The 11769-nt window shown below is 43.0% G+C and carries 11 protein-coding genes; 4 read left to right on the top strand and 7 right to left on the bottom strand.

All coding sequences use genetic code 11. From position 1 onward, the window contains the following. Positions 1-112 precede the first annotated feature (112 nt). Positions 113-352 carry a TonB-dependent receptor gene (locus D9603_RS19740; RefSeq protein ID WP_128732595.1) on the bottom strand — a complete coding sequence of 80 codons (240 nt, stop codon included), beginning with the start codon at positions 350-352 and terminating at the stop codon, positions 113-115. Between the two features lie 286 nt (positions 353-638). Here D9603_RS19740 and D9603_RS19745 point away from each other — a divergent pair, with 286 nt between their 5' ends. Continuing rightward, complete coding sequence (locus D9603_RS19745; protein WP_128732596.1) at positions 639-1505, top strand: alpha/beta hydrolase-fold protein; 867 nt, start codon at positions 639-641, stop codon at positions 1503-1505. On the opposite strand, the gene D9603_RS19750 is transcribed toward D9603_RS19745, so the two are convergent. The 3 genes from D9603_RS19750 to D9603_RS19760 form a co-directional block, all read right to left on the bottom strand. Then, the gene (locus D9603_RS19750; protein ID WP_128732597.1) at positions 1497-2672 is read right to left on the bottom strand and encodes an alpha/beta hydrolase-fold protein; all 1176 of its coding nucleotides are present in this window, start codon (positions 2670-2672) and stop codon (positions 1497-1499) included. The genes D9603_RS19745 and D9603_RS19750 overlap by 9 nt on opposite strands. A gap of 121 nt (positions 2673-2793) precedes the next feature. Continuing rightward, positions 2794-3363 carry a hypothetical protein gene (locus D9603_RS19755; RefSeq protein ID WP_128732598.1) on the bottom strand — a complete coding sequence of 190 codons (570 nt, stop codon included), beginning with the start codon at positions 3361-3363 and terminating at the stop codon, positions 2794-2796. A 30-nt stretch (positions 3364-3393) separates the two neighbouring features. Further along, complete coding sequence (locus D9603_RS19760; protein ID WP_128732599.1) at positions 3394-4227, bottom strand: DUF2306 domain-containing protein; 834 nt, start codon at positions 4225-4227, stop codon at positions 3394-3396. A 176-nt stretch (positions 4228-4403) separates the two neighbouring features. On the opposite strand from D9603_RS19760, the gene D9603_RS19765 reads away from it, so the two are divergent. After that, the gene (locus D9603_RS19765; RefSeq protein ID WP_241651727.1) at positions 4404-5510 is read left to right on the top strand and encodes an AraC family transcriptional regulator; all 1107 of its coding nucleotides are present in this window, start codon (positions 4404-4406) and stop codon (positions 5508-5510) included. 7 nt (positions 5511-5517) lie between these two features. On the opposite strand, the gene D9603_RS19770 is transcribed toward D9603_RS19765, so the two are convergent. Then, positions 5518-6456 carry a hypothetical protein gene (locus D9603_RS19770; RefSeq protein ID WP_241651728.1) on the bottom strand — a complete coding sequence of 313 codons (939 nt, stop codon included), beginning with the start codon at positions 6454-6456 and terminating at the stop codon, positions 5518-5520. 58 nt (positions 6457-6514) lie between these two features. After that, entirely contained in the window at positions 6515-7285 is a 771-nt protein-coding gene (locus D9603_RS19775; RefSeq protein ID WP_128732602.1) for an NAD(P)H-dependent oxidoreductase, read from the bottom strand. Positions 7286-7376: 91 nt separating this feature from the next. Between D9603_RS19775 and D9603_RS19780 the strand changes: the two genes are divergently transcribed. Continuing rightward, positions 7377-8282 (top strand): LysR family transcriptional regulator, encoded by a 906-nt coding sequence (locus D9603_RS19780; protein ID WP_128732603.1) that lies wholly within the window; start codon positions 7377-7379, stop codon positions 8280-8282. A 336-nt stretch (positions 8283-8618) separates the two neighbouring features. On the opposite strand, the gene D9603_RS19785 is transcribed toward D9603_RS19780, so the two are convergent. Further along, on the bottom strand, positions 8619-11168 hold the full coding sequence (locus D9603_RS19785; protein WP_128732604.1) for an Ig-like domain-containing protein: 2550 nt from the start codon (positions 11166-11168) through the stop codon (positions 8619-8621). Positions 11169-11495: 327 nt separating this feature from the next. Here D9603_RS19785 and D9603_RS21905 point away from each other — a divergent pair, with 327 nt between their 5' ends. Continuing rightward, positions 11496-11663, top strand: a complete 168-nt coding sequence (locus D9603_RS21905) for a hypothetical protein (protein ID WP_167508224.1) — start codon at positions 11496-11498, stop codon at positions 11661-11663. Positions 11664-11769: the final 106 nt, after the last annotated feature.

Below are 11769 nucleotides of genomic sequence, written 5' to 3' on the forward strand. Positions count from 1 at the left end.
TTAAGCAAATTGGTATAAAAAGGCGAGCACAGTATTATCTGTGCGCGCCAATTTACTGTAGATAGCGTACTTTGCACAAGCTATGCTAGTGCATTAGAACGTCCAGTTTAGGTTAGCAAAATAGGTTCGACCTATCGTATCGAACAAGCCACCGTCGGTTCCCAAGTAGTTTCTTATCAAGAACGTTATTCGCACCAAGGTTAAAACGCAGAGTGTCACTGTAGAAATAAGATGCCGTTAAGTCGGTATAAATCATAGTCGGCGTCTTAAATGGTATAGCGAAAGATGCGTCATAATTTTCTTTACGTTTTTGCATGCCAACATAGCGGGTAGAAGCGCCAAATCTGAACATATCATTCTCATAGCTAGGACTTAGCGTCGCTTTCCACTCAGGGAAAGCAAATAAGCTCCAAGTCTAGTGTCACTCCTTCTGCAAAGAGCTCTTTGCGCTTCTCCACGTGAGCTGGATTTGGGTAGAACGCCTAGTTTGAATTAGCATATGGCCTATCTTTTGCGTTAACTTGGTCTTCTTCATTCTCAAAACCACAGGCTATGTTGTTTCTTGACAGTATAATGTAGGATAAGTCAGGCTTTGAGTAACATTACCCATAATAATAAAAATAATGACAGGAAGTTTTATGAAACGATATCTATTTTCCCTCTTAGGTTTAATTGTCATCGCCGCCGCTGGTTGGACGTTTACCCAGTATCAGTCTTATTACACTTCAGATTATGTTGATGTAGTGTTGTCTTCAGAAGTGCTTAATGAAGATCGCAAGGTCTTTATTCGCCTCCCAAAAGGATATGACAAGGCACATAGTTATCCACTCATTATTCGCACCGACGGCAACTTTAATCTCGCCCGTTGGGATGAGGTATTAAGCAGCCTTGCCGAACAAGGTAAGGTAGAAGATGCCATTTTAGTGTCTATTCCCAATCAATTTTGGACGCAGACCCGCAACCGCGACTTAGTGCCGCCTTATGCTCGACAAGATGTTGCGATTGAGGCCCGTCCAGAGAGTGACAATGATCCTGCCATTTTTGGTCGTGCAGATAGGTTTTTGCGGTTCATTGAAACCGAACTTTTACCTTATCTGGAAAAGAACTACTCAATTAATGACAATCGTATCTTAAGCGGATTCTCTGCTGGTGGAAGTTTTGTACTTTATACCATGGTGACTAAACCTACGCTTTTTGATGGCTACTTTGCTTTTAGTCCTGCGGCGTGGTACGACGACTCCGTTGTCGTAAGAGAATTTGCAAAAAGCCTAGCCAATATTCAAAGCAAACCTAAGTATATTTACCTCTCCATTGGCGGTGCTGAGAATGACATCATTACGGGTTCATTTCACGGCTTATTAGATGCACTTGAACAGCATGCGCCTGCTAATGTGCGATGGGGGCACAGCATTAGCGAGGGCGCAGGGCACTCACAAAACCCTGTGGTTTCAGTGCCACTTGCGTTAAGTGAATATCATCACTTTAGAAAAAATCAGTTAATGTAAGTGTTGCAATGCTTTGATTTCATAGAATAAATGCTTTTGTTCTCGTTCACTTAGCCCTTCAAGCTTAAGCATGGCTTGGTAGGTCTTTAGTAGCGATGGCTTATCTCCTTTTTGCTGATAAGCCATTGCCAATTGCTGCAGTGCATTGAGGGATTCTGAGTTGTGCTGGCTCACAAAGCTAAATAGGTTGATGGCCGCTGTGAAGTTACGTTCGAATAGGGCGGTATACCCTAGCGAAGTCAGTGCGTCGTAGGGGTAAGCCTTGAGTCCATATAGTGACTTAGCGATGGCGACATGCTTTTCCAGCTGAGTGACACTGGCAGCCGCTACTTTCAAGGATGGCTGATAATGGTTAAAGAGGTGCTGCAAACCATGATAGTAGCTCGGGTAGACGACGCTCATATGGGTTTCGCCGCTAAAGTGCTGCGCTTTGAAGTCAATTCCATTTGGCTTTCGCCAAACATCATTAAGACGTTGAAAAGGCTGCGTTATGATTGCACTTTCGTCTGCCATGCTGATGTAGATACACTTGTTGATTAACGCTTTTGCCAGTAAATCATTTAATAATCGCTCTTTATCCCACCAGAGGCTTGGACTTGCCAACATCACACCATTAAATAAATCGGGTTTCTCAAGTAGCGCATAGGTTGCAAACAGCCCGCCAAATGAGTGTCCTGCTAACGCGCGATAGCCTGATGTTCGATAATGCTTGTCTACATAAGGGATGAGTTCTTTGTCGATAAATTGCAGTAGCATTTCTGCACCGCCCGGATTTTGCTGCCGTGTTGAACCTGCAAAATGTCCCAGTACCGCAAGGCTGCCTTTGCGATAAGATGGGGTCAGATCTCGAGTGCGGTGTTCGTTGGTTTCGACCGCAACAATGATAAGTTCCGGTATTTTATGTTGTTGTGCCAAGAAGCGAGCCGCTGAAGCGGTATGTTCAAGATTGCTCTGACCATCAGTTAGATATAACACTGGATAGCTTGTATTGCCTTGCTCATAGCTTGGTGGCAGGACGATATGAACCGTTCTTTTTTGCGAAAAATAAGCGGACGAAAGCTGCAGTGTCGAGTTCGGATCTGCTGAGTTATTAGCAACAGCGCTACCAATTGACAGCAATGTAAAAATAGCCACGATAACAATGTGAGTAACTAACTTAGTTTGCATAACCGCTCGTTCCTTTCTTAACAATCATCGCTAATTTAACACGAGTCAAAACGACAAGGAACGAGTTATATAGCGGCGCTTAGGGGTTATTTGTTTTGTCTTGAGCTTTCCAAGGTCACTATTACTCCATTCTTATTGGTGCTTGCATCTTCTCTAGTAGTTTAGAAAAGATAGGTTTTAAGCAAAAAAGAGAAAACACTGAAACGATTGCCATCACTAAAATGCCAATTAGTGGAATAACATAACCAAAGGTAAAACTAGCACCGACTACGTGTCCCAATATGCATTCTGCGCGGTAGATTGGATAAAATAACCCAGCTATCAATAGTCCTAAGGTTGTATACATGGTGAGGCTTTGATAACCGAACTCCCAAAGGGCTGATTGCAACAAGCTAAAGATTAACATCACAAAGAATGCGACCAAAAACTCAGTAGGAATAACTACGGGGGCTGTTTTTTTAATGCTCTCTGTGCCACTTGCTTTATGAAGCCGCAGTGCAGTAAGCCAAGCTAATACGGGAATTATGATAATTCCCCATGCGTTAGATACTGCTGGAAGATCTGCTCTGTGAAGTAAGTAGTGACTCACTATTCCGCCATTTAAATGTTGCCACATCAGCGTTGATATCACGAGTAAGATTGCCGATGTAATTAGGCCTTTGTTGATTTTGTTCGCTTTGACTAAAAGCATGTTTCTACTCCTAACTAATTAAACTGTAATTTAACTAAAAAAGACCGCTGAAATGCGTGGCCACCACATCATGACAGCGGTCGCGCAAACGCCTATCGCGGTGATCACAAAACCTAAGCTCATCATCACCGCGATTATCCACACCGGTGCGCTAGCTTTGGTTTGGCGTTTTGCCCAAAAGTAGAGTTCTGCGAGTGTCATTGGTAGCAGATAGCAGGCAAACGAAATAAATATATCGACGGGGCCATCTAAGGTTGTGGTATTGCCATTGAAGCCTTGGTTGACCATGTACCAACCAAACAAATAAAGGCGAAACGTCCACACCCCATTAACCAAGAAAAAACTATGTACGGCATAGCGTTGATGTGTAGCGATATTTTTTTGTATGGCTGTACGCCAAGCAAAAAATATCGCAATGGGAATTAATATACCGTTGAGTGTGATACCAATGGCACCAACATCGCTTAGCCTAAGGCCGGTTACCCAAGTGAGGTATAACCCGGTGAGTGCGCCCGAAATACCGAGAATAAAAAATACTCTTCCGTTGTAGCGGTGAAAGCGTGGAAAGTGTTTTCGTACCGTAGGAATAAGCTGTAATAAGCCGCTGGTGGCCAAAATCACAGCGGGTAAAACATGGCTAAAAAATACCTTGGCATCTTTTGTGTGTCCACTCGCAGGTGAAGCAGCTGCACTTTGCTCTGTGAGCCCTGTGATGAGCGGGATGGCATATAGGCTTAAGATGTAAACAGCAAACATCCATTGCCCGAGTAATGCAACACATACCCAGCTCTTTGCAGCACCATTCAATACGCTAAAGGGATTTAAGGAAACTCCTGTTGAATTGGTCAAGTTGAGGGAAGACAAAATACTTATCCTTATAAATCAATAAATTTGATATATAAAATGACAAGGTTTTTCGATCTCGTCGCTTTGATTTTGAAAATCAAAGCAAAGAAAGTTGGCCAAACTTTGAAAATGGTGGTGTTAAGTTTACTTACAAAGTTAATTTGAATGCTTTTGGTGTGACTGTTAGAGTTTCTGTGTCTATCAATATTCTTTCAATCACCATGACTATTGAAAATTACTATCTACTTCTGCTTAGCCTATGTTGTACTTTGGTTGTTGCTCAGCTCTTTGTAAAAGAAAAAAAAGCAGCACATTTACTCTTTGCTTTAGTGTGCGGTTCAATAGCACTGGCTACGACCAAAAAACTAACTCAAGATTCCTTAAATGGTTATCAGTATTTAATTGGCATTGGTGCTTGTGTGACCTGTAATGGGTTCTGGTTGCTTGCTCGGGCATTATTTAGAGAAAAAAATGCCATTTTACAGAGACATATTGTGTTTGCAGCTGCCATTGCTGCTTTGGTTGTGTGGCGACAAGGCTATTTGTTTATCGACAGCCAGTTACACATGAATGCTAGCGGATTCGTGGAGTGGCTTAACAGTGCGGCGTATGAGCTTACCCTATTGTTGTCATCTAGTGTGCTCATGTTGGCATTTTGGGAAGGGTGTCGAGGATTCTCCCAGTCTCAAGGGCCAGAAAAAGCACAAAGGGTGCTGTTTTTATGCGCTTATTTTATTTGTGTCGCAGGCACCAAATTGGCCGAAAATCGCTTTGCCGATAATCGTGAGGTTCAAGAATGGGCAGTGACAAGCGCAGCTATCCTCATCATATTGACAGCGCAAGTGTTACTGTATTGGCGATTTTCATCTCAACGTACAATAACATCCGTAAGGTACGCTAGATCAAGTGAGTCAACGCAAGCCGAGGGTGATAGTGAACTTCAGCAGCAGGTCGAACACTTTCTTATTACGCAAAAAGGATACCTCAAAGAAGGGTTAAAGGTTGCTGATTTAGCTCAGCAATTTAATCAACCGGAATATAAGATAAGCCGAGTGATACGACAAAACTTACAGGCGCGAAATTTCAATCAATTGGTCAATGAGTTAAGAGTTGAGCATGCTAAGGTGTTGTTACAAGACCCCACTAAACAACATTGGCCGGTACTTGTTGTTGGACTGGAAAGTGGTTTTGCGTCGGTTGGACCATTTACTAGAGCATTTAAAATCACCACGGGTACCACGCCAAATCAATTTAGAAAACAAACTAACCACATGCAAGTGCTACGTGAAGCACAAGAGTAAGTGGCAATTAATCTAGCTTGGTCAGTTTGTATTGTAGTTGCTGAATAGGCAATTCTATCGTCTGCGGGTCAAGATTTGGTGTAATATCACTGACCGGAAAAACGTTATCTATTTCTACCGCATTCGCAATGGCGTTAGTATCGCCATTGGTTAAAAAAGTAAGTTGGGTGTAATCACTGGGCTGTAAGCCATACCGAGCCAGTGTTGCCTTTAAATCTATACTGTACTCGTATGCGGCTAACAGGCTACCTGCGTTATCGTTGTATCTACAGATCCGCCATTGATAGCTACTTTCGATAAACTCCAGTGCCCAAATTCCACCTTTATCTTGGATCATTTGCTGTGGTTGTTTGCAGGGCTGGGGTAGGGGGAGCAAACGGCTGTGAGACCAAAACCCTTCGTGGTTTTGGCATAGTGAGTCGCTTTTACCAAGGTCAATAATATACGAGCTTAGACCATACTGACAAAACTGGGAGGCGGGAATGAAAAAGGGCGCGCTGCGTTTGTTAAGTGTGCCAAACGTAATATAGCCCATTAATACCTCAGCCTTAGTCATCCAGCCAAGGTAAACATAGTCATCATCCTGCCAGCTTGTTGATGCGATTTTCCCCTGCTTAACGGTGTTAGTTAGTGTGAAATGGTCGCTTTTGCCATTAAATGTACACGTCAAACTATCTTGTGTAGCGTCGATGTTGCATGATTGCAGAGCTTGATTCTGTGATAGCCGATTTATTTTAACGTTTGGCGTTTGATGAGTTAGCGCAGAGGTGAACTTAGCCGCAGCAGACAACTGGCCGGTTTGATCTTGTTTAAAACGACATTTAGGCTGCACCTTTGAGGAATTGAGCACGACATTACCATCAAGTACTGCAAGCTCGCAGCTATTGACTCGGGTACAAGCTGTGAGCAGCACAACGCCAAAAAAGGCAATCCAGATGTTTTGCAAATTACAATACTCATTGATTATCAGCTACATCCTATAAACATAGCTGATAACACCTTGATTAAGCAATATGTGCAGCAATACCCGACTTTCCCATCGCGACTTCGGATTTTAGCATTTGGCCGTTGATATAATCGCCACTATTTTGTTTTCGGTAAGGGATTGGCTTTTCACGAAATACGTGTGTTAAGCGCTTTGACCAACTGGTAACTTCATCAGCTATACGTTGATTAGGCTCGCCTTTGGCGTCGAAAATAACATGGTTTTGTAGAACGTCCATACCTGGGAAAAACAAAGTCCCGTGCGTTATTGGGAATAGTAATTCGTCCATTGTGCCGTTTATCCCTAAAGGAGAGTAATCCTCATAGCCACCACCTGTAGTTACACAAATTAATGCTCGTTTTCCCTGTAAAATTCCCTCGCCGTAGCGCAATTGGTTTCCTTTGTTTTGATAGCCGTAAGCAAAGCCATAGGCATAGACTCTATCGAACCAGCCTTTGAGTATGGCGGGCACGCTGTACCACCAAAGCGGAAAGTGAAAAATAACCAAGTCGGCAGCCAACAATTTTTGCTGCTCTTGAATAACGTCTTCGGTTAGGGTGTTTGAGTAATATGCTTTGCCAGACGCTGCAATAATCGCAAGTGGTGCTTGTGAGTCATCTTGCGGGAAGTCGGTTGCATCAATTACTGCCTTCCAGTCCATTTGGTATAGATTTGAAGTTTGAACTTGCAAGCCCATACGCGTTAAGGTTTCGACGCTTGTCTTGGCGAGTGTCTGAGTTAAGGAAGTCGGCTCTGGATGTGCCGATATCACTAGTGCGGATTTAGTCATGATAAGTACTCTGTAACGAATAGGAGTTGTTACTATCTCTGTAATCTTGCTATAAATAAAATTGAATATTTTTACTCAAGGTATAAATTAAATGGATAGTAAAAAGATGGACTTAAATCTGCTTCAGACTTTGGTGGTGCTACTGGAAGAGTGCAATGTGACCAAAGCGGCAGATAGGCTGAACCTCAGCCAACCAGCAGTAAGTACTCAGTTAAGTCGGCTACGAGGATTATTTGATGATCAGTTATTAGTCCCTATTCATAAAGGCATGCTACCAACTGCCAAAGCGATTGCTTTGCTGCCGGAACTTCGCACCGCGATGAAGCTAGTGAGTAATGTGTTAGTAGAGCATCAAGATTTTACCCCTGAAACGGCCAATTTAACTTTTAAAGTGGCATGTACAGACTATATACAGCTGATGGTGATGGCAAAGGTGATACAGCGTTTAAAAGTTGCGGCACCTAATATCAAGGTCGTGCTTTGCCATTTGAAAATAGCAACGCTTGCAGTCCAGCTGCAAAACTCAGAACTTGACTTGGCATTAATGTCGCCGGAATGCGGGCCTGATTGGTTAAGATTTAAAATCTTATATCAAGAGAAGTACGTGTTGATTGGCAGGAAGCACCATCCGCAGCTAAAGCCAAAAATAACAATTGCAGATTATGTGAAGCTTGAACACATTGTGGTCTCTTTTGAAGGGAGTAGCACCTCTACATTCGTTGACTCAATCTTGCAGCAATATGGTAAATCGAGACAGGTAATGACGTCAGTCCCCTCGTTTTTATTGGTTCCAGAACTGGTAAAAAATACAGACTTAGTTGCGCTCATCCCAGCTCGTCAGGCATCAAAGCTCGGAGCTGATTTTACGATCGTTGACAATCCCATACCAGACTGTACTTTTGATGTCGCAATGGTATGGCACGAAGTGCAGCACCAATATCCAGCACTTCGTTGGCTGCGAGCGTTTATAAGTCAGACTATGGCTGAGGTTTGTTAATTAGTTAGCCTTGCTTAGCGTTTTGCCCATTGTTGTGGAGCTCACCATCGTTATCGTAATATCTGTCTTCTTCAACAACAACTTGCAGTGCCAGCCAAGCTTGATGCGGAGTAAGAGACCAAAATAATTGACTGTGTTAGCAGAGTCTTTAATCGAGCGGAGGTGGTAGGAGTGAAATCCATTACAGCGTACCATTTTTACCAAACTATCCACATATAGTTTAGGCTAAATACCCAAAGCTCAGGAGAATGCATACCGAACTAAAAAAGCCTAAACAAAAAAGTGATACTCATTGCTTAGGCTCTCATAGTAGATGTTATATCGCTTTGATGTCGGTTATTGCTGCTCCATCTGCGTTAATTTATCGCCAATCGGGCGAGAAAAGTTGTAGCCATCATATTTATCCCAGTTGATTGACCAAGTCATGACACCACCGAAGTTTGGATACGCTCTGCTCGGTTGAATCGTTCCGCAGTCTACTCCTTTGGTTAAGCAATCTAGGGCATTGATTATGTTCCCGATAGGTGCTTGTCCTGAATTGGCGGATTGTGGTCCTGAAGGCAGTCCTATTGCAACTTGGTCGTCCCGTAACGGCGCAAAGCGGCTACCATCAGCAAGGTCAAAGCCCTCGATTAACATTTTGGCATGTGCCACCATCATATTGACCGAGCCTTCAGGCGCACTGCCAGGCTCGTAGGGGTTAGGTAATCCACCATTATTGTAAAGCTGGACATGAAGTAAATCTAAGGTATCTCGTAACTCATTGATAAGAGGAATATACGCTCCCCAAATACCTGAGTAGGCAATCATCCCGCCGTGAACATAAGGGTGCTCCGGAGCCATGGTTAGCACCATGTTGCCACCAATATTTTGTTCAATTTGTTTGATTGCGCGTGGTAGTCTTGCTTGGATCTGAGACCCATGCACGAGGTTAGAGCCACTTTCTAAATCAATATCCAAACCATCAAATCCCCATTCCTGAATGATGTCGGTTAAGCTACGCACAAATGCCGCCTCATCCGCGTCGGTGTTTAGTGTAATCGTTCCTTCAGCTCCACCTAGGCTTAATACAAAAATTTTGCCTTGGGCCTGTAGTGCTTGCATATCTGTCTTAAATTTAGCCGGATCGATAGGAGGGCAGTTAGAGCGAATATCCTTTTCAAATGGTTTAAAATGTACCGTACCATTTGAGCTTCTGTCATTTTCTGCAAAAGCGATATCAATGACATCCCAAGCCTGTGACATCTGATCAAGGGGAATGGGGCAGCCTGCTGGATTGACAAAGTTGTGCCAGTAACCAATGAGCTTGTGTTTTTTCCCAATCGGTTTATCAATAACCTTAAGCGTAACACCGCTGCTTGATACCTGCTCGTTGCTGTCATTAGTGGCTGTTACATGAAGGGTTTTTGCGCCTATGGACGTGGGGGAATAAGTATATTTAAAAGGCGCAGAGGTGTCAGTATTGAGCAATACACCATCAGCATAAAATTGAACTTGTGTTACTTGTCCTACAAAAGCAGTAGCTTGAGCAATTAACTGGGTTGAGTTACCAAGCGTAAGCTGGCTACCGCTAGTGGGCGCCAATAGATCAACTGCAATAGGCTGATCAGTGACATTAATAGTAATGGTTTCTTCACTTTGGTTGTTTTCATTGTCCATCGCTTTTGCTGTTAGGAGCACAGGCGTGGCCGCTGTAGGTGTAAACTCATAGTTTAAGCTGGGTTGGCTTACACTCGAAAGCAGACTGTTGTCAGCATAAAGTGATAAATTAGTGATGCTGCCATCGGGGTCTTGTGCATTGATGGATATAGTTGTCGGAGTGTTAATTAGCACCGTGCTATTATTGTCGGGAGTCGTAAATGTGACGTTCGGTGCGATAGCGCAGAGTCCTAAATCACTCCAAGCATCACGCCAATGTTGGCCTGTACCAGGTTCATAAGCCCACAGCGCATTAGAACTACACCAGCCTGAAACATCACAGCGGTATTTGTGATTATTGTGTGCGACAAGCTCACCAGCACGATAACTTTCTCCAGCACGATAGGATCTTAATCCTTGGCAACCACCTGCGGTTTTGCTTAGCACTTCAATCGCTACATTTGCTTCGCTGATAAGTCCTTGGTTATCCCTAACTTTAACATTGAGCTGAGTAATACCAAGCGGCAACGCTTGCCACTGAACTTGGAAGGGGGGAGCTGTTAAGGTTGAAATCGTTTGGCTATTCGCACTGATGATAACTTCTGTAATACTGCCATCGGTGTCTTCAGCCGCAACATCAATATTTACTATGTCGTTTTGATAAAATTGTTGGCCATTAGTTGGGGTGTTTACCGATACCGCCGGAGGCAGGTTTGTACCGTTGGCCTTGACAGAAATGGTTGCTGAACGAGAAGTTGTGGAGTGCCCTTGAGCGTCTGTCGCAATCGCACTCACACTATGTTCACCCAGTGCTGCGCGCCATGTTGCTTGAAAAGGCGGGGTATTATCAACTGCAATACTCTGTCCATCGACCAAAAATTCCACATAAGATAAATCACCATCGATATCACTTGCATCTGCCGATAAAACAGCGCTGTCATTTTTACCCAGCACAGCGCCATCATTAGGGCTTGTGAGTGTAATGCTTGGTGGATGATCTTGACCTGAGCTACATATACCGAGATTTTTCCAAACATCATAGGGGCCTGAGTATGTCGTCGGGTCTTCGTTTTGACTATACCACTTGGCCTCAAATGCTTGGTTTTGAGTTTGAATAAGTGCGCCTTTTTTGTAGACCTGCTGTTGTGACCAATTAGCTAACGTACTGCAATCATATGCGGCAGCTTGGCCTGCAATGGTCAACAAACTACTCGTCCATATTAATTGAAGAATAGAAGTTGGTTTCATATTAAATCCTCACATGTTGTATGTTTTATAAGCAAAACGGTAACAGCATATAGGTAAAAAAATAGTTAATCAACATGGTGGGTGAGAGGTGGTGAGCTAAATGTAGCGATATCACCACAATGCTTTATACCTTTTTAAAACAATGTGTTAGTTATTTTTTGCCGTATCGTCCATTCAGGTTTAAAGCATATCTATCGGTAATTTTGTAATTTTTATGATTTTTTTCTTCGTTGTTGTTGTTTTTTTGTTGAATGTTTATCGATTGTGTGACAAGTTAGAGTTGATGACAAAATCAAAACACTAAACTCTTATTTCAAGGAAATGATTATGCAGTTAAAATTAAAAAAATCATCGCTGAAGCAGCTTAACGAGAAGCAGCAAGTATTGCCCTTGCAGCAAACCCCTAATGTAGGTGGGGGAGCTGAACCAAATACGAGGATCCCGTGCCGTTTAACAGAAACATTAACGGGTGATTTTGCCCATTGTCGTTGTTAGTGAGTAATACTAATTAGTCTTAGTACTTGCTCAATTTGAAGGTGTAAATCTGACGCTAACTGCGGTAAAAATATCCTATTTGGCACAACTAAATAGCAAAATTTTT

Origin of the sequence: Pseudoalteromonas sp. PS5 (assembly GCF_004103255.1) — a bacterium.
Taxonomy (GTDB): Bacteria; Pseudomonadota; Gammaproteobacteria; order Enterobacterales; family Alteromonadaceae; genus Pseudoalteromonas; species Pseudoalteromonas peptidolytica.